This is a genomic window from Ruegeria sp. BB6, assembly GCF_056539385.1.
In genome coordinates this window covers 1-19,679 of sequence record NZ_JBQFUW010000009.1, presented here as the reverse complement: position 1 = coordinate 19,679, position 19,679 = coordinate 1, and the positions used below count along the sequence as shown (strand labels likewise).

The 19,679-nt window shown below is 56.9% G+C and carries 33 protein-coding genes; 2 read left to right on the top strand and 31 right to left on the bottom strand.

Annotated elements, in window-relative coordinates:
• Positions 1 to 91 precede the first annotated feature (91 nt).
• The 26 genes from rplQ to rplB all read right to left on the bottom strand — a co-directional run bounded on the left by rplQ (position 92) and on the right by rplB (position 15,145).
• Complete coding sequence (rplQ, locus tag ACR0B7_RS17945; RefSeq protein ID WP_170485548.1) at positions 92 to 514, bottom strand: 50S ribosomal protein L17; 423 nt, start codon at positions 512 to 514, stop codon at positions 92 to 94.
• A 118-nt stretch (positions 515 to 632) separates the two neighbouring features.
• Positions 633 to 1,649 carry a DNA-directed RNA polymerase subunit alpha gene (locus tag ACR0B7_RS17940; protein WP_058276312.1) on the bottom strand — a complete coding sequence of 339 codons (1,017 nt, stop codon included), beginning with the start codon at positions 1,647 to 1,649 and terminating at the stop codon, positions 633 to 635.
• 114 nt (positions 1,650 to 1,763) lie between these two features.
• Positions 1,764 to 2,153: a 30S ribosomal protein S11 gene (rpsK, locus tag ACR0B7_RS17935; RefSeq protein WP_008757289.1), complete on the bottom strand. Its 390-nt coding sequence runs from the start codon at positions 2,151 to 2,153 to the stop codon at positions 1,764 to 1,766.
• A 15-nt stretch (positions 2,154 to 2,168) separates the two neighbouring features.
• Entirely contained in the window at positions 2,169 to 2,537 is a 369-nt protein-coding gene (rpsM, locus tag ACR0B7_RS17930; RefSeq protein ID WP_170377641.1) for a 30S ribosomal protein S13, read from the bottom strand.
• A gap of 200 nt (positions 2,538 to 2,737) precedes the next feature.
• Positions 2,738 to 3,382 (bottom strand): adenylate kinase, encoded by a 645-nt coding sequence (locus ACR0B7_RS17925; RefSeq protein ID WP_170389939.1) that lies wholly within the window; start codon positions 3,380 to 3,382, stop codon positions 2,738 to 2,740.
• A complete protein-coding gene (gene secY, locus ACR0B7_RS17920) occupies positions 3,379 to 4,743 on the bottom strand; it encodes a preprotein translocase subunit SecY (protein WP_170389937.1) in 1,365 nt (454 codons plus the stop codon). Before secY ends, ACR0B7_RS17925 begins: the two co-directional genes overlap by 4 nt.
• Positions 4,744 to 4,852: 109 nt before the next feature.
• Positions 4,853 to 5,326: a 50S ribosomal protein L15 gene (gene rplO / locus ACR0B7_RS17915; RefSeq protein ID WP_170389935.1), complete on the bottom strand. Its 474-nt coding sequence runs from the start codon at positions 5,324 to 5,326 to the stop codon at positions 4,853 to 4,855.
• A 143-nt stretch (positions 5,327 to 5,469) separates the two neighbouring features.
• Positions 5,470 to 6,330: a hypothetical protein gene (locus ACR0B7_RS17910; protein WP_480682128.1), complete on the bottom strand. Its 861-nt coding sequence runs from the start codon at positions 6,328 to 6,330 to the stop codon at positions 5,470 to 5,472.
• 177 nt (positions 6,331 to 6,507) lie between these two features.
• Complete coding sequence (locus ACR0B7_RS17905; protein WP_170576929.1) at positions 6,508 to 6,723, bottom strand: DUF1127 domain-containing protein; 216 nt, start codon at positions 6,721 to 6,723, stop codon at positions 6,508 to 6,510.
• 296 nt (positions 6,724 to 7,019) lie between these two features.
• Positions 7,020 to 7,208 carry a 50S ribosomal protein L30 gene (rpmD, locus tag ACR0B7_RS17900; protein WP_008757946.1) on the bottom strand — a complete coding sequence of 63 codons (189 nt, stop codon included), beginning with the start codon at positions 7,206 to 7,208 and terminating at the stop codon, positions 7,020 to 7,022.
• A 12-nt stretch (positions 7,209 to 7,220) separates the two neighbouring features.
• Positions 7,221 to 7,784, bottom strand: a complete 564-nt coding sequence (rpsE, locus tag ACR0B7_RS17895) for a 30S ribosomal protein S5 (protein WP_170356677.1) — start codon at positions 7,782 to 7,784, stop codon at positions 7,221 to 7,223.
• A 172-nt stretch (positions 7,785 to 7,956) separates the two neighbouring features.
• Positions 7,957 to 8,316: a 50S ribosomal protein L18 gene (gene rplR, locus ACR0B7_RS17890; protein WP_170356678.1), complete on the bottom strand. Its 360-nt coding sequence runs from the start codon at positions 8,314 to 8,316 to the stop codon at positions 7,957 to 7,959.
• Between the two features lie 11 nt (positions 8,317 to 8,327).
• Positions 8,328 to 8,861, bottom strand: a complete 534-nt coding sequence (gene rplF, locus ACR0B7_RS17885) for a 50S ribosomal protein L6 (RefSeq protein WP_170389931.1) — start codon at positions 8,859 to 8,861, stop codon at positions 8,328 to 8,330.
• A gap of 11 nt (positions 8,862 to 8,872) precedes the next feature.
• Positions 8,873 to 9,265 carry a 30S ribosomal protein S8 gene (rpsH, locus tag ACR0B7_RS17880; RefSeq protein WP_155148687.1) on the bottom strand — a complete coding sequence of 131 codons (393 nt, stop codon included), beginning with the start codon at positions 9,263 to 9,265 and terminating at the stop codon, positions 8,873 to 8,875.
• 13 nt (positions 9,266 to 9,278) lie between these two features.
• Positions 9,279 to 9,584: a 30S ribosomal protein S14 gene (gene rpsN, locus ACR0B7_RS17875; protein ID WP_068340744.1), complete on the bottom strand. Its 306-nt coding sequence runs from the start codon at positions 9,582 to 9,584 to the stop codon at positions 9,279 to 9,281.
• A gap of 19 nt (positions 9,585 to 9,603) precedes the next feature.
• Positions 9,604 to 10,164 (bottom strand): 50S ribosomal protein L5, encoded by a 561-nt coding sequence (gene rplE, locus ACR0B7_RS17870; protein ID WP_170389929.1) that lies wholly within the window; start codon positions 10,162 to 10,164, stop codon positions 9,604 to 9,606.
• On the bottom strand, positions 10,157 to 10,468 hold the full coding sequence (rplX, locus tag ACR0B7_RS17865; protein WP_170389927.1) for a 50S ribosomal protein L24: 312 nt from the start codon (positions 10,466 to 10,468) through the stop codon (positions 10,157 to 10,159). The genes rplE and rplX overlap by 8 nt, the downstream gene beginning before the upstream one ends.
• A gap of 2 nt (positions 10,469 to 10,470) precedes the next feature.
• Positions 10,471 to 10,839 carry a 50S ribosomal protein L14 gene (rplN, locus tag ACR0B7_RS17860; RefSeq protein WP_008757934.1) on the bottom strand — a complete coding sequence of 123 codons (369 nt, stop codon included), beginning with the start codon at positions 10,837 to 10,839 and terminating at the stop codon, positions 10,471 to 10,473.
• A gap of 76 nt (positions 10,840 to 10,915) precedes the next feature.
• Positions 10,916 to 11,146 (bottom strand): 30S ribosomal protein S17, encoded by a 231-nt coding sequence (gene rpsQ / locus ACR0B7_RS17855; protein ID WP_068340771.1) that lies wholly within the window; start codon positions 11,144 to 11,146, stop codon positions 10,916 to 10,918.
• Positions 11,147 to 11,150: 4 nt separating this feature from the next.
• Entirely contained in the window at positions 11,151 to 11,357 is a 207-nt protein-coding gene (rpmC, locus tag ACR0B7_RS17850; protein WP_010437082.1) for a 50S ribosomal protein L29, read from the bottom strand.
• Positions 11,358 to 11,645: 288 nt separating this feature from the next.
• Positions 11,646 to 12,266, bottom strand: a complete 621-nt coding sequence (locus tag ACR0B7_RS17845; RefSeq protein WP_170485546.1) for a 2OG-Fe(II) oxygenase family protein — start codon at positions 12,264 to 12,266, stop codon at positions 11,646 to 11,648.
• A gap of 234 nt (positions 12,267 to 12,500) precedes the next feature.
• Positions 12,501 to 12,914, bottom strand: coding sequence for a 50S ribosomal protein L16 (gene rplP, locus ACR0B7_RS17840; protein ID WP_170485545.1), 414 nt, complete (start codon positions 12,912 to 12,914; stop codon positions 12,501 to 12,503).
• A 12-nt stretch (positions 12,915 to 12,926) separates the two neighbouring features.
• Positions 12,927 to 13,637 carry a 30S ribosomal protein S3 gene (gene rpsC, locus ACR0B7_RS17835; protein WP_008758042.1) on the bottom strand — a complete coding sequence of 237 codons (711 nt, stop codon included), beginning with the start codon at positions 13,635 to 13,637 and terminating at the stop codon, positions 12,927 to 12,929.
• Positions 13,637 to 14,017, bottom strand: a complete 381-nt coding sequence (rplV, locus tag ACR0B7_RS17830; protein ID WP_039538267.1) for a 50S ribosomal protein L22 — start codon at positions 14,015 to 14,017, stop codon at positions 13,637 to 13,639. The genes rpsC and rplV overlap by 1 nt, the downstream gene beginning before the upstream one ends.
• Before the next feature lie 3 nt (positions 14,018 to 14,020).
• Positions 14,021 to 14,299 carry a 30S ribosomal protein S19 gene (gene rpsS / locus ACR0B7_RS17825; RefSeq protein WP_005980699.1) on the bottom strand — a complete coding sequence of 93 codons (279 nt, stop codon included), beginning with the start codon at positions 14,297 to 14,299 and terminating at the stop codon, positions 14,021 to 14,023.
• Between the two features lie 3 nt (positions 14,300 to 14,302).
• Positions 14,303 to 15,145, bottom strand: coding sequence for a 50S ribosomal protein L2 (gene rplB / locus ACR0B7_RS17820; RefSeq protein WP_170389924.1), 843 nt, complete (start codon positions 15,143 to 15,145; stop codon positions 14,303 to 14,305).
• Between the two features lie 275 nt (positions 15,146 to 15,420).
• On the opposite strand from rplB, the gene ACR0B7_RS17815 reads away from it, so the two are divergent.
• Both ACR0B7_RS17815 and ACR0B7_RS17810 read left to right on the top strand, forming a co-directional pair.
• Complete coding sequence (locus ACR0B7_RS17815) at positions 15,421 to 15,867, top strand: phage minor head protein (protein WP_170485544.1); 447 nt, start codon at positions 15,421 to 15,423, stop codon at positions 15,865 to 15,867.
• Positions 15,803 to 16,285, top strand: coding sequence for a hypothetical protein (locus ACR0B7_RS17810; protein ID WP_170570320.1), 483 nt, complete (start codon positions 15,803 to 15,805; stop codon positions 16,283 to 16,285). The genes ACR0B7_RS17815 and ACR0B7_RS17810 overlap by 65 nt, the downstream gene beginning before the upstream one ends.
• A 574-nt stretch (positions 16,286 to 16,859) precedes the next feature.
• Here the strand turns inward: ACR0B7_RS17810 and ACR0B7_RS17805 are convergent.
• The 5 genes from ACR0B7_RS17805 to ACR0B7_RS17785 all read right to left on the bottom strand — a co-directional run bounded on the left by ACR0B7_RS17805 (position 16,860) and on the right by ACR0B7_RS17785 (position 19,567).
• Positions 16,860 to 17,156, bottom strand: a complete 297-nt coding sequence (locus tag ACR0B7_RS17805) for a 50S ribosomal protein L23 (protein WP_008757532.1) — start codon at positions 17,154 to 17,156, stop codon at positions 16,860 to 16,862.
• Positions 17,153 to 17,770 carry a 50S ribosomal protein L4 gene (gene rplD / locus ACR0B7_RS17800; protein WP_010437039.1) on the bottom strand — a complete coding sequence of 206 codons (618 nt, stop codon included), beginning with the start codon at positions 17,768 to 17,770 and terminating at the stop codon, positions 17,153 to 17,155. The genes ACR0B7_RS17805 and rplD overlap by 4 nt, the downstream gene beginning before the upstream one ends.
• Positions 17,767 to 18,492: a 50S ribosomal protein L3 gene (gene rplC, locus ACR0B7_RS17795; RefSeq protein ID WP_170389921.1), complete on the bottom strand. Its 726-nt coding sequence runs from the start codon at positions 18,490 to 18,492 to the stop codon at positions 17,767 to 17,769. The genes rplD and rplC overlap by 4 nt, the downstream gene beginning before the upstream one ends.
• An 18-nt stretch (positions 18,493 to 18,510) precedes the next feature.
• A complete protein-coding gene (rpsJ, locus tag ACR0B7_RS17790; RefSeq protein WP_008756422.1) occupies positions 18,511 to 18,825 on the bottom strand; it encodes a 30S ribosomal protein S10 in 315 nt (104 codons plus the stop codon).
• A gap of 214 nt (positions 18,826 to 19,039) precedes the next feature.
• Positions 19,040 to 19,567 carry a hypothetical protein gene (locus ACR0B7_RS17785; RefSeq protein WP_170570405.1) on the bottom strand — a complete coding sequence of 176 codons (528 nt, stop codon included), beginning with the start codon at positions 19,565 to 19,567 and terminating at the stop codon, positions 19,040 to 19,042.
• Positions 19,568 to 19,679 lie beyond the last annotated feature (112 nt).

Sequence of the window (19,679 nt, the reverse complement as noted above, 5' to 3'; positions counted from 1 at the left end):
ATTCTGGCAACAAATCCGCTTTTGGGGCCGCCAGAACGAAAAAACCCCCGCGCCTGTGGCGCAGGGGTTTCATTCAGAAAGACGGGCTTTCTTATTCTTCGTCTGCGGCTTCTTCAGCAGCAACGCGCGCCTTGTCAGCCGCGCCTTTGGCGTCGAGATCACGATCAACAAACTCGATGATCGCCATCGGTGCCATGTCGCCATAGCGGAAGCCAGCTTTCAGGATGCGGACATAACCGCCCTGACGCTCGGCGTAGCGGGGGCCCAGAACTTCAAACAGCTTGGCGACATCTTTGTCTTCTTTCAGCCGTGCTGCGGCCTGACGACGGGCGTGCAGGTCGCCGCGCTTGCCCAGAGTGATCAGCTTTTCGATGATCGGGCGCAGTTCTTTTGCCTTGGGCAGAGTTGTTTTGATCTGCTCATGCTCGATGAGCGAGCCAGCCATGTTCGCAAACAGAGCCTTGCGGTGCTCATGAGTACGGTTCAGGCGGCGGTAACCACGTGCGTGACGCATTGTTCAATTCCTATCTTGCGTTTTTGCTTTGTCTGGCCGGCGATGCGTGTCACCGGCTCTCCTTGGGGCGGAAGTGCCCATACAGTCCCCGGCAGCCCGGGCATTGGGGAAGACGCGCTTAGAACGCGTCTTCAAATTTCTTAGCCAGATCTTCGATGTTGTCGGGCGGCCAGTCCTCGACATCCATGCCGAGGTGCAGACCCATGCCGGACAGCACTTCTTTGATCTCGTTCAGCGACTTGCGGCCGAAGTTCGGAGTGCGCAGCATCTCGGCTTCGGTTTTCTGGATCAGGTCGCCGATGTAAACGATGTTGTCGTTCTTCAGACAGTTTGCCGAACGGACCGACAGTTCCAGCTCGTCCACTTTCTTCAGCAGCAGCGGGTTGAACTCCAGACCGTCGTCTTCGTCCTGGCGGCCAGCCGATTCCGGCTCGTCGAAGTTGACGAAGATCGACAGCTGATCCTGCAGGATGCGTGCGGCAAAGGCCAGCGCGTCTTCCGGCGTGATCGAACCATCGGTTTCGATCTTCAGGGTCAGCTTGTCATAGTCCAGAACCTGACCTTCACGGGTCGGCTGAACGTCATAGGCAACCTTCTTGACCGGCGAATAGATCGCGTCGATCGGGATCAGACCGATGGGCGCATCTTCGGGCTTGTTCTTCTCAGCCGAGACGTAGCCCTTACCGGTGTTGACGGTCAGTTCCATGAACAGGTCGGCGCCATCATCCAGGTGGCAGATGACGTGATCGCGGTTCAGAACCTCGATACCGGCGCTTTCGCTGATGTCGCCTGCGGTGACAACGGCTGGGCCTTTGGCATTGATCGACAGGCGCTTGGGGCCTTCGACTTCCATGCGCAGGGCAACCTGCTTGAGGTTCAGGATGATGTCAGTGACGTCTTCGCGGACACCTGCGACCGACGAAAACTCATGAAGAACGTTGTCGATCTGAACGCTGGTGATGGCGGCACCTTGCAGGCTGCTCATCAGAACGCGGCGCAGCGCGTTGCCCAGAGTCAGACCAAAGCCACGCTCCAGCGGTTCGGCAACCAGGGTTGCCTGACGCGCAGGGTCGTTGCCCGGCTTGCCTTCCAGCTGGGTCGGCTTGATCAATTCTGCCCAATTCTTATGGATCATGTAATCCCTCCATTCCTGTCCGCGCCCCATGACCAACAAGGTGCAGACGCCCGAGGTTCAAAATGACGTGCTGGGGCCGTGCGAAAACACAGCCCCAGCTCAATTCAAAATCGCTTAGACGCGGCGGCGCTTCGGCGGGCGGCAGCCGTTGTGAGCAATCGGGGTCACGTCACGAATCGACGTGATGTTGAAGCCCACTGCGGCCAGTGCGCGCAGAGCCGATTCACGACCCGAACCGGGGCCCTGAACTTCGACTTCCAGCGTCTTGACGCCATGTTCCTGCGCCTTTTTGCCTGCATCTTCTGCAGCCATCTGAGCGGCGTAGGGGGTCGATTTCCGCGATCCTTTGAAGCCCATGGTGCCAGCAGACGACCACGAGATCGCGTTGCCCTGCACGTCCGAGATCAGGATCTTGGTGTTGTTGAAGGTCGAGTTCACATGGGCGACGCCCGATGCGATGTTCTTACGCTCTTTGCGCTTAACGCGAGTCTTATCACGTGCCATCAGTCAGACCCTCCCTTATTTCTTCTTACCAGCGATGGCCTTTGCGGGGCCTTTGCGGGTACGAGCGTTGGTGTGGGTGCGCTGACCGCGAACCGGCAGGTTGCGGCGGTGACGCAGACCGCGATAGCAGCCCAGGTCCATCAGGCGCTTGACGTTCATCTGAACTTCGCGGCGCAGGTCGCCTTCGACGGTGAAGTTTTCGTCGATGAACTCGCGAATTTTCAGAACTTCGGCGTCGGACAGTTCGTTGACGCGACGGGTCGCTTCAATACCCACGGCTTCGCAGATCGCTTTGGCCGAGGTGTTTCCGATACCGGTGATATATGTGAGGGCGATAGGTACCCGCTTTGCAGTCGGGATGTTTACGCCGGCAATACGTGCCACGTGTCACTTTCCTTTTCGTTGCGGTTCCGTAGCTCCAGAACCTTTTTTCACAACGCTTGACCTTGGCAGTGTCGCCAGCGGGCCCAGCATTATTCGAGGTGGTCGGGGCAGTTGGGACGAATCCCGCCTGCGGTCTTGATTCCCCAAGGGGATGGGGGTCGATATGGGCTTTTGGCGGTGCCGTCAAGCCCATTTCTCGATCAGCTCAGAATCGCCTCGATCGAAGCGGTGACTTCACCGATTTCCGCCAGGCCGTTGACCGGGCGCAGATCGCCCTTGGCGTAGTAGTAACCAATCAGCGGCGAGGTCTTTTTATAGTACTCCATCAGGCGCGTGCGCAGGCTTTCTTCGTTATCATCGGCGCGGCGCTTGAAGTCGTTTTCCTTGCCGCAGTTTGTGCATTTACCATCAGCAGGGATCGGTTTTGTCTTGTCGTTGTAGACTTCACCACACCCACCGCAGGTCGAGCGCGCAGTGATCCGTTCAACAAGCGCCTCATCGTCCACCCGCATCTCGATCACTGTGTGCAGCGACTGACCCAGCTTGGTCAGCAAAGCCGCCAGCGCGTCAGCCTGCGCCAATGTCCGGGGGAATCCGTCAAAGATGAAACCGGCACCTTTTTCGGTGGTCAGCTTTTCTTCAATCAGGCCGATTACGATTTCGTCGGTCACAAGCTGGCCCTTGGCCATCACCTCGGCCACGCGGTTGCCCATTTCGGTGCCGCTGTCCTTGGCTTCGCGCAACATGTCGCCAGTGCTCAACTGCACCATGCCCCGAGTTTCAACCAGGTGACGCGCCTGCGTCCCTTTGCCTGCCCCCGGGGGGCCCAATAAAATGATGTTCATCGACGAGCGGGTCCCTTCCTGCCGCGTTTCTTACCCTTGCCGCGCAGTTGAGACTTTTCGATAAGCCCTTCGTACTGGTGCGCAAGCAGGTGGCTCTGAACCTGCTGGATCGTGTCCATGGTTACAGAGACGATAATCAGAACCGACGTGCCGCCGAAATAGAACGGGATGGCAAACTGGTTCCGCAGAATCTCAGGCAGCAGACAGACCGCCGCCAGATAAGCCGAGCCCAGAACCAGAACGCGGTTGACCACGTATTCCAGATACTCGGCGGTTTTCTTGCCCGGACGGATACCCGGCACAAAGCCATTCTGCTTTTTCAGGTTGTCCGCCACATCGTCCGGTTTGAACGACACGTTGAACGTGTAGAAATAAGCAAAGAACACGATCATCGAGGCGAAGAACAGCAGATACAGAGGCTGCCCGGGGCCAAAGTTGGCCAGAAGCCACGACATGATCGGTCCGCTGGTCGCGCCTGATGAGAAGGTCGAGATCGTTACCGGCAGCAGCAGCAACGAGCTGGCAAAGATCGCCGGGATCACACCCGCCGGGTTCACCTTGACCGGCAGGTGGCTGGAGCCGCCCTCATAAATCTTCATACCGGCCTGACGGCGCGGGTATTGGATGTGGATCTTGCGCAGGGCGCGTTCCATGAAGACCACAAAGGTAATCACGGCAATCACCATCACGATCACACCGATGATCACGGCGGGGCTGATCGCACCCGAACGGCCCGAGGCAAAGAACTGCGCCAGCGCTGCCGGAACCTCGGCAATAATGCCCACGAAAATGATCAGAGAGATACCGTTGCCGATGCCACGCGCGGTGATCTGCTCACCCAGCCACATCAGGAACATGGTGCCACCGACCAAAGTGATCATGGTCGACAAGCGGAAGAACAGCCCCGGATCGGTGGCCAGATCGCCCGATTCCAGCGAAACGGCCAGACCATAGGCCTGAACGGTGGCCAGTGCCACTGTGCCGAAGCGGGTATACTGGTTGATTTTCTTGCGGCCCTGCTCGCCCTCTTTCTTGAGCTGTTCGAGCGCGGGAACCATGGATGTCAGCAGCTGCACGATGATCGAGGCTGAAATGTAGGGCATGATGCCGAGGGCAAAAATACCCATCCGCCCCAGCGCCCCGCCGGTAAACATCGAAACCATGCCGCCGATGCCCTGCCCCGCTTGCTCCATGAACTCACGCAGTGCTTGGCCGTCGATGCCCGGAACCGGAATAAAGGTGCCCAGACGGTAGACGATCAACAAACCCAGCGTGAACAGGATGCGGTTGCGCAGATCGGTGGCTTTGCCAAGGGCAGACCAGCTTGTGTTGGCTGCCATTTGTTCTGCTGCTGATACCATAAATCGGTCTCTCTTATGAAAACACCGCCCGGAACCGTTTTCCGGCTCGGGCGGCGTCTAGGAAAACTCTGAGGTCTATGTAAGCGGGTCTTGCCCCGCTCACAAGCGCTTACTCTGCCGCAGCAGCTTTTGTGACCGTCAGTGAACCGCCCGCTTTCTCAACTGCCGCAACGGCAGCTTTCGACGCACCGGTCACTTCCAAGTTCAGCTTGGCGCTGACTTCACCCTTGGCCAGAACGCGGATACCGTCCAGCTTGCGGCGGACCAGACCGGACGCGACCAGAGCGTCTTCGGTGATCGCAGCCTTGGCGTCCAGCTTGCCAGCATCGACGAATTTCTGGATCAGGCCCAGGTTGATAACGGCGAATTCCTTGCGGTTCGGCTTGTTGAAGCCACGCTTGGGCAAGCGCTGGTACAGGGGCATCTGGCCGCCTTCGTAGCCGTTGATGGCCACACCCGAACGGGATTTCTGACCTTTGATACCACGGCCACCCATTTTACCTTTGCCGGAACCGGGACCACGGCCAACGCGGGTCCGTTTCGGTGCAGCGCCAGGATTATCGCGCAATTCGTGCAGTTTCATATCGCTTCTCCTAAGCCGGATGTGACCCCCGAAGCGTGATGGGTCAAACACGGCATTTCTTGGTTTTGATTCTCGTGACCATAAGGCCACCGCAGGCGTATAGGCGTGTTAACTTCAGTTGGCAAGCCCACAGGAGGCAAAGGTCACCCTTGCGACGCGGCCTCAAGCTCTTCTTTCGTCGTGACCTTTTTCAAAGGTGCGGCGTGGGGATCGATTCCGTGCTTGGCCACCAATTCGCCAATCATACTTTCCGGATGCGGTATCCCATCAAATCGGTTGCGTATGAAAGCGCGCATACGACGGCCGTAGAAGTGAATTGACATGGTGTTTTCAGTCAGAAAACGCTGGGCGTTTCCATTGGCTCTTACCATTGCCCGTCTGTCCCTGTAGGTCACGGGGTAAAGAACCTCCTGCGGCTGCGAGAAACGGGCTTCGTTATTCTGCTTCAACAGCCAGGTCAAAGCCTTCGGCCCCCAGATCCCCCAAGGCATTTCGCTGGCATGAGGGTGCTCACCCGCCCTGACCCTCTGGATAAGAGGCAACCGCTGTTTCGGCGAAAGCCAATGCGGAATACGATAGGGATGGTTTGTATAGTCAATCAGGTCGTGCAAGGTCGCACTGTCCGAAGGCAGCGCAAGAACGCCGCCATTGATCTCATGCGCTGCGAGCCAACCGTGAAGGTGGCCGTTTTCAGTAGTAAAAGGCTTGACGCAATAGGCATCCGTGTCTGCCCAGATGATATCTGGAACCTTCGCCAACATCTGAACGCGAAACTTGTCGGAATGAAGGGCCGGACTGCCTGTGCGTTTGTGAAGGATGACCTCTTCGTCTGGCAGAATTTCACGCGCATCGCGCTGCTCGACACCCTCGGGGACATTGGAGACCGGACCGTATGTGTACAACCGCACGTGCTGGCCCACATCGAGAAACGACTTGATGCAGAGCTGCTCCAGAAAACTCAACTGGCCGTCAATCCACAGCATGCCAATCTGATATTCTTTCACCCGCTCTCGCCCCTTGAACTGTTCTGCACCGCGGCCTCAGTCGGCCTATCGCGTGTTTGGCCCATTTTGGTTTAAGCCGCAACGGTCTGTCGAAAATCTGATCGATCCTGCTTTGAGCCACCCCCAAAAAACAAAAGAGGCACCTTTTGGCGCCTCCTGATCCTACGGTATTCGCGATTACGAACAGTAAACGTGTTCGCGCGCGATATCCTTGATGTCACAACGGCGGACACCGATGTCATTCAGTTCACGGTCGGTTAGACCCTGAAGTTCCGAATAGGTCCGGTTGTACTCTGTGCGTAGGGCATATGCCTCTTTCACCTTGATGAACAAGGTTGCGATGCGGGCGCTCAGGCCAAAGCCTTGGCGGGTAAGTGTTGCTGTGTTTGCCATGTCTCGATTCCTTTGAAAACCAGAGCGTATTCTCCGGTCAGTGTTTGTGTTCCTGTTTGGGACCGAGTTCACATATGATCCGGTGTTATCGCCAACAACCGAAGTTTCGGTCTAGCCGTTATGCGTTTGGGACATGGCCTTTCGCTCTGAAAACAGAACCGAAGCTCCGATAGTTTGCTTTTCGCCGCGATGCCCAGCGGGACCACAAGCGTTTCTGGTAAAAGTACACGGGACGGAAAACAAAAAGCGCCCCCGAACGTATCGGAGGCGCTTGCAATAGCTCGTCGAATTCGCGCTTAGCCGCGCTCTTCGATGATCTCAACCAGATGCGGGATCTTGTTGACCATGCCGCGGACCGAAGGAGTATCCTCCAGCTCACGGGTCTTGTGCATCTTGTTCAGGCCCAGGCCGATCAGGGTTGCGCGCTGTTCGGCGGGGCGGCGGATCGGAGAACCGATCTGCTTGACGACGATGGTTTTTGCCATGACTCGCTCTCCTTACGCTTCGGCTTCAGCCGGTGCTTCGTCCCGCTTGGGCAGGATGTCAGCAACTTTTTTGCCACGACGTGCGGCAACCGAACGCGGGCTCTGCTCTTTTTGCAGGCCGTTGATGGTGGCGCGGATCATGTTGTACGGGTTCTGCGAGCCCAGCGACTTGGACACAACGTCCTTAACACCCAGCATTTCAAACACGGCACGCATCGGACCACCGGCGATGATACCAGTACCTTCAGGTGCAGTGCGCATAACCACTTTACCGGCGCCGTGACGGCCTTCGATGTCGTGGTGCAGGGTCCGACCTTCGCGCAGTTGCACGCGGATCATCTGACGCTTGGCTTGCTCAGTCGCCTTGCGGATGGCCTCAGGTACTTCTTTCGCTTTACCTTTGCCAAAGCCCACGCGGCCTTTCTGATCGCCGACAACCACCAGAGCGGCGAAGCCAAAGCGCTTACCACCTTTTACGGTTTTCGACACGCGGTTGATTGCGACCAGACGATCTGCAAATTCCGGTGCTTCTTCACGGTCGCGGCCACGGCCCCGACGGTTTTCACGTTCTGCCATTTGGCATCCCTTTTCTCATGTGGCGCATACGGCGCCGTTTCTTCAATCCAAGTGAGCCCCGACTGTTGCCGAGGCCCCCGGATCATCGGGGCAGCCGTCAAGCTGCCCTCGTTCTTAGTATCGCGCATCTTGATCCGAAAACCGGTTCCCACTTTTCGGGATGCGCTGGGTCTTAGATCTTCAGACCACCTTCACGCGCAGCGTCGGCGACAGCCTTCACTTTGCCGTGGAACAGGAAGCCACCGCGGTCGAAATAGGCCTCTTCGACGCCTGCCTTCTTGGCACGCTCGGCGATAGCCGCGCCCACTTTGGTGGCCGCTTCGACGTTGTTCTTGCCAACAACACCCAGATCTTTTTCCAGGGTCGAGGCTGCGGCCAGGGTCACGCCACGAACGTCGTCGATCAGCTGAACGCTGATGTTCTTGTTCGAGCGGTGAACCGACAGGCGTACGCGGCCCGCGTTGACTTTGCGAAGTTTGTTCCGAACGCGCAGGCGGCGCTTCAGAAACAGGGTTCTTTTGCTGTTTGCCATTGTTTGCGTCCTTACTTCTTCTTGCCTTCCTTGCGGAAGATAAACTCGCCCTTATAGCGGATGCCCTTGCCTTTATACGGCTCGGGACGGCGCCATTCGCGGATTTTGGCCGCGACTTCGCCCACCTGCTGCTGGTCGATACCTTCCACAACGATCTCGGTCTGCTTCGGCGCGGTGATGGTGACACCTTCCGGAGCAACGAAATCAACATCGTGGCTGTAACCCAGGTTCAGTTTCAGGGTGTTGCCCTGCATCTGAGCCCGGTAACCAACACCCTGGATCTCCAGCTCTTTTTTGAAGCCGTTTGTCACGCCTTCAACCAGATTGGCGACCATGGTGCGGCTCATGCCCCACTGCTGGCGTGCCCGCTTGGACATGCCGCGAGGGTCAATCTTGACCACGTTGTCTTCAACCGACAGCGTCACGTCGTCGGTGGCGGTGAAGCTGCGGGTGCCTTTCGGACCTTTCACTTCGATGGTCTGGCCGGACACAGAGGCGGTAACGCCGCTGGGCAGCTCGACCGGTTTTTTACCAATACGAGACATTGCAGACCTCCTTAGAAGACGGTGCAGAGCACTTCGCCGCCAACATTGTTGGAGCGAGCGTTTGCGTCCGACATCACACCTTTCGGAGTGCTGACAATCGACACGCCCAGACCCTGACGGACCTGCGGGATGTCATTGACGCCCATGTACACGCGACGACCGGGCTTCGAGACCCGCTTCAGTTCGCGAATAACAGGGGTGCCTTCGTAGTATTTCAGGCTGATTTCGATGGCCGGATGACCGTTTTCACCGGTCGTGTTTTCATAGCCACGGATGTAACCTTCGTCCGCCAGCACGTCCAGAACCCAACCGCGCAGCTTGGAAGCCGGGGTGGAAACGGTGGACTTGCCGCGCATTTGCGCGTTGCGGATACGGGTGAGCATATCGCCGATAGGATCATTCATATCTATGTCTCCCTTACCAGCTCGATTTCACCATGCCGGGGATCTGACCAGCAGAACCCAGCTCGCGCAGCGCGATACGGCTGACCTTCAGCTTACGGTAGTAAGCGTGGGGACGACCGGTCAGCTGACAACGGTTGTGCAGACGGGTAGCCGAGCTGTTGCGCGGCAGTTTCGCCAGTTTCAGACGCGCTTTGAAACGCTCTTCCATCGGGCGGCTCTCGTCATTCGCGATTTCTTTCAGCTCGGCGCGCTTTGCGGCATATTTGGCCACCAGGCGTTCGCGCTTCTTCTCGCGTTCGATCATTGCTTTTTTAGCCATGTCTCAATCCTCGCGGCGCTTAAGCGTTGAAGGGCATGTTGAAAGCTTTCAACAGGCTCTTTGCTTCAGCGTCGGTTTTCGCTGTGGTGGCAATTACGATATCCAGGCCCCAGACCTCGTCGACCTTGTCGAAGTCGATTTCCGGGAACACGATGTGCTCTTTCATGCCCATGGCAAAGTTGCCCTGACCATCGAAAGACGGCTTAACACCGCGGAAGTCACGAACGCGCGGCAGCGCGATGGTGATCAGACGATCCAGGAATTCATACATCCGGTCACCGCGCAGGGTCACTTTCGCGCCCAGCGGCATGTCTTCACGGACGCGGAAACCCGCGATCGACTTCTTCGCCTTGGTTGCAACGGCCTGTTGGCCAGCAATTGCAGTCAGATCCTCGACAGCGGCTTTCGCTTTCTTCGAGTCTTTGACGGCCTCAGCACCACACCCGATGTTCAGAACGATTTTTTCCAGCTTGGGCAGCTGCATGTCGTTCTTGTAGCCGAACTCTTCTTTCAGAGCGGCACGGATGGTTTCGGCGTACTGAGCTTTCAGACGCGGAGTGTAGGTTGCGTTATCAAGCATCGATCACGTCCCCTGTGGTCTTGGCGAAGCGGACCTTCTTGTCGCCTTCCATGCGGAAGCCAACGCGGGTTGCTTTGCCGTTCTTGTCCAGCAGCGCCAGGTTCGACAGTTGGATCGGGTTTGCCTGGGGCAGACGACCACCTTGCGAAGCTTGCGACTGGCGGGTGTGACGGATGGCAATGTTGATGCCTTCGACAACAGCTTTACCGGCTTTCGGGTCGACCGAGGTGATAGTTCCCTCTTTGCCCTTATCCTTGCCGGCCAGCACGACGACCTTGTCGCCTTTGCGGAGTTTAGCAGCCATGATTACAGCACCTCCGGAGCCAGCGAGATGATTTTCATGAAGTTCTTGCCGCGCAGTTCACGAACAACGGGGCCAAAGATACGGGTACCTACGGGCTCGTTGTTGTTGTTCAGGATGACGGCGGCGTTGCGATCGAAACGGATCGCGGTGCCGTCTTCGCGACGGACTTCCTTGGCGGTGCGCACGACGACGGCCTTGCGGACGTCACCTTTCTTTACGCGGCCGCGCGGGATGGCTTCCTTCACCGAGACGACAATGATGTCGCCGACGGAGGCGTATTTACGCTTGGAACCACCCAGGACCTTGATGCACTGAACTCGGCGTGCGCCGGAGTTGTCAGCGACATCCAGATTGGTCTGCATCTGGATCATGTGGTTTCTCCCGACCTGTGGGGGCTGGTCTCGTTAGATCCCCCAGGGTTTCGACAAATGGGAAAATCCCGGAAACTTACGCTTCCAGAACTTCCCAACGTTTCGTCTTCGATTTCGGCGCGCATTCGATGATGCGTACGGTGTCGCCGACCTTGAAGGCGTTCTTTTCATCGTGAGCCCGGTATTTCTTGGACTTACGGATGGTTTTCTTCAGAACCGGATGCGTAAAGCGACGCTCGACGGATACGGTTACGGTCTGTTCGTTGGCGTCGCTGGTCACGGTGCCTTGCAGGATACGCTTGGGCATCTGATTACTCCTCGGATGCCGCAGCAGCGGCCTTTTCGTTCAGAATGGTTTTGACACGGGCAGCATTGCGGCGGGCCGCTTTGATACCAGCAGTGTTTTCCAGCTGACCGGTTGCCTGTTGAAAGCGCAGGTTAAAGCTTTCTTTCTTCAGGTTGGCCAGTTCCTCGCGGAGCTGGTCCGGGGTCTTGTCACGCAGTTCTTGGGCGTTCATCGCCTTTTTCCTTTGCTCAAAACACCAGAAGGCCCCCTGACAGGGTCACCTTGGACCTGGTGGATGAATGATAGACATGCGAATCCCCCGACTCGGCCGGGGGACTTGCAGGATGCCGCCGTATAAGGGTTTAGCGGGTGGGTGGCAAGAGGAAGTTTGGGCGCATAGCACAACGCATCCAAACCAGACTTTTCATGACTCGTCCGAGCACTCGATAAAGGAGCACAATATCGTGCGCGCCAGTTAGAGTCTCCAGAGGTATGAGCGAAGGTCGCCGCGGATCGGGCCTCACTCCCACTTATAGTTAAAACTGACGGAAATCCGCTCTTCCTCGGCCATGTTCATGGGCACCTCATGGCGCAGCCAGCTTTCCCACAGCAGAACGTCCCCCACCTGCGGCTTCATGTAGATAAACGGCTGCAAGTCCCGCCGACCACCCTTGATCCGCGTCGGCGCGGCCATCATGCGGCCCGAACGGGGATCTTCCAGCTTCAGCGCGCTCGCCCCTTCGGGCATCGCCAAATAGGTCGTGCCCGAAATCACACTGTGTGGATGTAGGTGACTGGAGTGCATTCCGCCTTCGGGCAGGATGTTGATCCACAGGTCTTCCAGCTTCAACTCGCCTTCGCCCAGATCAAACTCCAGATCTTTGGCAAAGGCAGCTACGTGCTGATCCAGCGCCTTGACCAAATCCGCAAAGATCGGAAATCGCCAAGGCAGATCAGTCAAAGAGGCATAGCTGGTATAGCCGGGATAGCCGTTTTCTTCACACCATTCCTGCCCGGCCTCGTCATCCTCAGCGATGACAAGGCAGGAGCTTTCCAGCTCCTCTGAGTCGATCTTGGGATCAAACTCGGACAACGCTGCGCGATAGAGACGGGTTACGAAGAGAGATTCAATCTGTGCCATGGCCTTCTCATAAACCTGCGCCCCAAAGAAGGCGATGGGTAATATGCGAGGCTCTGCCTCGCGCTCCGGGATATTTATAGCCAGATGAAGCAGGGGATCCTCAATTCATCTGGCTGAAAATATCCCGGGGGAGTCGCGGCTTGCCGCGGCGGGGGCAGAGCCCCCAAGAAAAAACCCCGCCGGTTTCCCGACAGGGGTCTGTTTTGTTACGAACGGAGCCTGGGCTCCAATCGTTTACCAGTCTTCGCGAACAACGACGCGAGTCTTGATCGGCAGCTTCATCGCAGCCAGGCGCAGGGCCTCGCGGGCGATGTCGTCATTGACGCCGTCGATCTCGAACATCACGCGGCCAGGCTTGACTTTGCATGCCCAGCGGTCGACCGAACCTTTACCTTTACCCATACGAACTTCGATCGGCTTGGCCGTGACCGGAGTGTCGGGGAAGATGCGGATCCAGACGCGGCCCTGACGCTTCATGTGACGCGTCATGGCACGACGTGCAGCTTCGATCTGGCGTGCAGTCACACGCTCGGGCTGCAGGGCTTTCAGGCCGTAGGTGCCAAAGTTCAGATCAGAGCCGCCCTTGGCGAGGCCCTTGATCCGGCCTTTGTGCATCTTGCGGAATTTTGTACGCTTTGGTTGAAGCATATCTCTCCCTCCTTAGCGACGACCGCCACCAGCACCACGAGGTGCAGGGCCGTCCTGGAGTTCCTGTGCTTTACGGTCACGTGCCTGCGGATCGTGCTCCATGATCTCACCTTTGAAGATCCAGACCTTGATCCCGATGATCCCGTAAGGAGTCATCGCTTCGGCATGTGCGTAATCGATGTCGGCACGCAGGGTGTGCAGAGGCACGCGGCCTTCGCGGTACCACTCGGTCCGTGCGATTTCGGCGCCGCCCAGACGACCAGCGACGTTCACCCGGATACCCAGGGCGCCCATGCGCATGGCGTTCTGAACCGAGCGCTTCATTGCGCGACGGAACGAAACACGACGTTCCAGCTGCTGAGCGATGGACTCGGCAACCAGTTGCGCGTCAAGCTCGGGCTTGCGCACTTCGACGATGTTCAGGTGCAGTTCGCTGTCGGTCATACGAGCAAGCTTTTTGCGCAGAACTTCGATGTCTGCACCTTTCTTGCCGATGATGACACCGGGACGTGCGGTGTGGATCGTCACGCGGCACTTCTTGTGCGGACGTTCGATGATCACACGTGCAACACCGGCCTGCTTGCACTCTTTGTTGATGAACTCACGGATTTTGAGGTCTTCCAGCAGAAGATCACCGTAGTCCTTGGTGTCGGCGTACCAGCGGCTGTCCCAGGTGCGGTTGACCTGCAGGCGCATGCCGATCGGATTTACTTTATGACCCATTAGGCTTGCTCCTCAACTTGACGCACCTTGATGGTGATCTCCGAGAACGGCTTCATGATCTTGCCGAAACGGCCACGGGCACGCGGGCGACCGCGCTTCATGACCAGGTTCTTGCCAACCCAGGCCTCTGCGACGATCAGCTCGTCAACGTCCAGGTTGTGGTTGTTTTCGGCATTCGCGATTGCGGATTGCAGGCACTTTTTAACGTCCTGCGCGACACGCTTGTTCGAGAAAGTCAGGTCGGTCAGAGCCTTCTCAACTTTCTTGCCGCGGATCATTTGCGCAACCAGGTTCAGTTTCTGCGGGCTGGTGCGAAGCATGCGGGTTTTCGCCATTGCTTCGTTTTCAGCCACGCGGCGGGGGTTCTTTTCCTTGCCCATGACTTACTTCCGCTTCGCTTTTTTGTCTGCGGCGTGGCCATAATAGGTACGGGTCGGCGAGTATTCACCGAACTTCTGACCGATCATGTCTTCCGAGACGTTGACGGGGATATGTTTCTGGCCGTTGTACACACCAAAAGTCAGACCCACGAACTGGGGCAGAATGGTGGAACGACGCGACCAGATTTTGATGACTTCGTTGCGGCCCGACTCGCGCGCTGCTTCGGCTTTTTTCAGCACGTAAGCATCGACGAAAGGACCCTTCCAAACAGAGCGAGACATAGATTAACGTCCCTTCTTCTTGGCGTGCCGCGAGCGGATGATCAGCTTCTGGGACGCTTTGTTCTTGTTGCGGGTACGCTTACCCTTGGTGTCCTTACCCCACGGAGTAACCGGCGTACGGCCACCCGAGGTACGACCTTCACCACCACCGTGCGGGTGATCGATCGGGTTCATTGCGACACCACGAACCGACGGACGCACACCCTTGTGGCGCATACGACCGGCTTTACCGAGGTTCTGGTTGCTGTTGTCGGGGTTGGACACGGCACCAACGGTGGCCATGCATTCCTGACGGACAAGACGCAGTTCGCCCGAGCTCAGACGGATCTGAGCGTAGCCACCATCGCGGCCAACGAATTGCGCGTAAGTACCGGCCGCACGTGCGATCTGACCGCCTTTGCCAGGCTTCATCTCGATGTTGTGGACGATGGTACCGATGGGCATGCCCGAGAACGGCATTGCGTTGCCCGGCTTGATGTCGGCCTTTGTCGACGAGATGACCTTGTCACCAACAGCCAGACGCTGCGGAGCCAGGATATACGCCTGCTCGCCGTCTTCGTATTTTACCAGTGCGATGAATGCGGTCCGGTTCGGGTCATATTCGATCCGCTCGACGGTCGCCGCGACATCAAATTTGTTACGTTTGAAGTCAACGATCCGGTAGAGACGCTTTGCGCCACCGCCGCGGCGGCGTGAAGTGATCCGTCCGGTGTTGTTCCGGCCGCCCGATTTGGTCAAACCCTCTGTGAGAGACTTGACCGGACGTCCTTTCCAAAGCTCCGAACGGTCGATCAGCACCAGCCCGCGCTGGCCCGGCGTCGTCGGCTTGTACGACTTGAGTGCCATGCTTTCTGTCTTCCGTTTAGCAAGTGCGAGGCGTTGCCCCGCTATGTGATAGGCCCCCGTAGGTGCCAAGGGTATAGGGCCCCGAAGGTCCCCGGTTACAAATATCAGAGGCCCCGGAACGAATCCGAGGCCGCAAGATTGGGAGCATGTAACAGGGTTGGGGGTGGGTGTCTATAGGGGGCAACGCCCAATTTGATCTGTCGATGGTCGCAGGCATCAAAAATAGAGTGCCGATCTCACTATTTCCAGTTTCTTAACCAACTGATCACAGTTTCGTGGCAAACTCTCACCGGGACACATGCCATGATCGTAGACCAAATCACATATCAAAAGGCGCTCAGTCTTACTTTAGAAAAGGCATCCCAATCGAACGCTTGCTCAAGCAGCAGCCACCCACCACCCACTACACTTGGAGAGCACGCGGCGATGGAAAGGTACGCTCCAGCCATGCCGCAAACGATGGGCGCGTTTTCGCTTGGGACAATCCACCTGCGACCGGGCATCCCGGCGAAGACTATGGTTGCCGCTGTGTGGCCGAACCATATTACGCCGCAATCGAAGAAAAAATAATCATATCACTTTCAGGTATTTCCGATCACCGCGCGTTGGCGCAATCAGGATTATGTAGACCACTATTTTCTCGGAAATGGTCAGGGTGTGACACTGTCTCAGATCGGACAACTCCGAAACATAAGCGAAACCTTCGATACCTTGCGGGGTGAAGCTTTGAAACAGCAACTCGCGAGCGAGGCACGAAAGATTCGAAATGGCGTGGTAACATATCACTTTGAAAACGCCTACGACCTGACTTCTGTTTCTTTCAGCATCGGAGATACTGTGATTGGAGGGAAGTTTTCGGGCCACTGCCAAGAGCAACACGGAGCACTAGTGCTTAATGGCTCACTCGACTTCTATCTGCGCGATGAATTTGCGGATCCCTTGGATGTTGGGATCGAGGTTTTTGACATTCCCGAAATGGTGGAGGACTTTTTTTCCGATCTGATTGATCAAAGGCTTCAAGGAATGCTCCGGCAGCGCAAAGAACGCGTGAGATATGGCACTCCCTACTCAATTGCAGGCAAGTGGAACGCAGTGGTGACAGGCCAGTTTTACCGCGACCCTTCTAAGAGCCACTATTAGATGTTGGGAGTATTCCTTAGAGGAACCGTTTTGCTAGGGACAGCTATCCTTTTGCTTGCGACCCTTGGTATGTTGGCGCTTGCTGCACTCTATTCGAACAAATTCGACACTTGCGTGCAACTCCCCAGCGGGGCCAATCTCAGCTATGAAGCCCATGCAGATTTCAGCCGCCCCTTTTTTTTCCCGTGGCCGTACTCAGGCAAAGCGACGGCACCATCATTGGGCGCGAAATATTCCCGATACGCACAACTGAAATCGCTACTTATGGTACAGCTTGGCCCGACCACAACGGGCCAGCGCTTTTCACTTTTATCTGGCACAAGGATCACGGGTTGGTACGCAGGGACCAGACACCAAAGTTGTTTGACCAACTCCAATCAGATTTGGGAGACAAAACTCTAGGCGCACCACGGGATCTGAACGTGAATACGCTCTGGCTGATGACGCGCCTTCAGAACTTCGCCCATCTTCAAGGTAACGATTGCAAAACGCGCCTGATTACTTGGTGACATCGGCGCAAAGAAAAACCCCCGCTTTCGCGGGGGCCTTTATCTCTCTCCAAAGACGGGTTCGATCAGAGACCGGTGGACACGTCGATGGTGTTACCCTCTTCCAGGGTCACATATGCTTTTTTGACGTCTTTCCGACGACCCAGCTGGCCGCGGAACCGCTTGACCTTGCCTTTGGTCACGGTGGTGTTCACCGCTTTGACCTTCACACCAAACAGCGCCTCAACGGCCTCTTTGATCTGCGGCTTGTTGCTGTCGATCGCCACTTCAAAGACAACCGCGCCGTTTTCGGACGCCATGGTCGACTTTTCGGTGATGATCGGCTTGCGGATCACGTCGTAGTGTTCTGCCTTCGCGCTCATTTCAGACGAGCCTCCAGTGCTTCGACAGCCGCTTTGGTGAGCACCAGGGTGTCACGCTTGAGGATGTCATAGACGTTTGCGCCCATCGACGGCAGGATATCCAGACCTTCGATGTTCTTCGACGCTTTCAGGAACCCTTCGTTCACGGTCGCGCCGTCGATGACCAGAGCGCGTTTCCAGCCCAGGTTTGCAACCTGTTTGGCCAGTGCAGCGGTCTTGCCTTCGGCTTCGGCGTTCTCGATCACAACCAGTTCACCTGCCTTGGCTTTGGCCGACAGAGCGTGGCGCAGGCCAAGCTTGCGGAACTTCTTAGGCAGGTCATGACCATGCGAACGCACGACCGGACCTTTGTAGATACCACCACCACGGAAGATCGGCGCGTTACGGTCACCGTGACGTGCGCCACCGGTGCCCTTTTGGCGATAGATCTTCTTGGTCGAGTAGCTGGTTTCCGAGCGGGTCTTGACCTTGTGGGTGCCGGCCTGCGCGTTGTTGCGCTGCCAACGGACCACACGGTGCAGGATGTCCGCGCGCGGCTCGAGGCCGAACAGGTCCGCATCCAGCTCGATGTTGCCGGCTTTACCGCCGTCCAGTTTGATTACATCAAGTTTCATGCTTCACCACCTTCCGCGGGAGCTTCTTCCGCAGGTGCTTCAGTTGCGGCACCTTTCACGGCTGCCGGGAAAGGCAGTCCTTCGGGTGCTTTCTTCTTGACGGCGTCCTTGACGGTAACCCAGCCCGATTTCGGTCCGGGAACGGCGCCTTTGATGAAGACCAGATTCCGGTCGGCGTCGGTTTTGACGACTTCCAGGTTCTGGGTGGTAACACGGGCAGCACCCATGTGACCGGCCATCTTCTTGCCTTTGAACACCTTGCCCGGGTCCTGACACTGACCGGTCGAACCGTGCGAACGGTGGCTGATCGAAACACCGTGCGAAGCGCGCAGACCACCGAAGTTGTGGCGCTTCATCGCACCGGCAAAGCCTTTACCGATCGAGGTACCCGAAACGTCAACTTTCTGACCTTCCAGGAAGTGTTCCGCCGAAATCTCGGCGCCCACATCAATCAGGCCATCTTCGGAGACGCGGAACTCGGCCAGCTTACGCTTGGGCTCGACCTTTGCGGCGGCGTAGTGACCGCGCATGGCCTTCGAGGTGCGTTTTGCCTTGGCAGCACCGGCGCCCAGCTGAACGGCGGTGTAGCCGTCTTTGTCAGCGGTACGCTGTGCAACGACCTGCAGGTTGTCCAGGTGAAGAACGGTCACAGGAATCTGCTTGCCGTCTTCCATGAACAGGCGGGTCATGCCAACTTTTTTTGCGATAATACCAGAGCGCATAATCTATACCCTCCGATCTTACGACTGCAGCTTGATCTCGACGTCCACACCAGCAGCGAGGTCGAGCTTCATCAGCGCGTCAACGGTCTGGGGGGTCGGATCAACGATGTCGAGCAGACGCTTGTGCGTGCGGATCTCGAACTGGTCGCGGGATTTCTTGTCAACGTGAGGGCCACGGAGAACCGTGAACTTCTCAATCTTGTTCGGCAGCGGGATCGGGCCGCGCACGTTCGCGCCGGTCCGCTTGGCAGTGTTGACGATCTCTTGCGTGCTGGCATCCAGAACGCGATAGTCAAATGCCTTCAGCCGAATACGGATGTTTTGGCTTTGCATAGATACAGCCTTTTATCAGGCGTTGAGGTTGAGAGGAGGACAGACGCGCATCGCCAACCCTCATCGAACCCAAAAGGCGGGAATCACCCCGCCTTGACGTTCTTACTGAGAACTCGCGCGTATTAGTGGGGTTGGCGGGGTTTGGCAAGGGGTTTGTTTTGACTGATTGAACGCAAGGGGCGCTCTACTTTCCACCCCTTTTGCCCAGGCACGGCTATTCGATGTCCCACAGGCTATTCTCAATATCCGCAGCAAGCATTTCTGCTTGGCTACTTTTCACGTAGAAAACCTCAACTTTCACTTGCGCAGAAATGTCTTCTGCCCATAGCCCCAAATTCATAGCAAATGTTTTACCTGGGGCGCGAAAGAGATGGTCTTTTAACCTTTTCACTATGTCGCGCGAGGTTCCGACATAGAGCACGGGTGAATCCCAGATAGTTTTGTTCAGTTGTGGGAGTTCATAACTACGCTCTGTGCCTTGAGCTACATGGAACTCGGCTTGGAGCTTGGCCCGTTCCAGCCTGTCTTCGACACTTATCTTGTAGAAGCACCTATTGCCTGAACAAGGCCCGAGTCTTTCACGCAACCATTTCCCCGGCACTCTTGACCGTACTTCATAAAGGTCGGCGAGCTGCTTTGTAGAGGCCGTAAACTCAAATACACTGGAAAATTCTGCCTCGTCTAATGCGCGGGCTCTTTCGCTCAGGTTTGTTCGCGCGTGGCAAACTGCTTTTTCATACATAAGATGGCCTACTATGCGGTAAACCCAAGTAAAAAGGCCGCCCCGTGAGGAGCGGCCTTCTTTAGTTTTATCGATGTGCCGGGCTGAAGCCTGGCCTACCGATTATTCAATG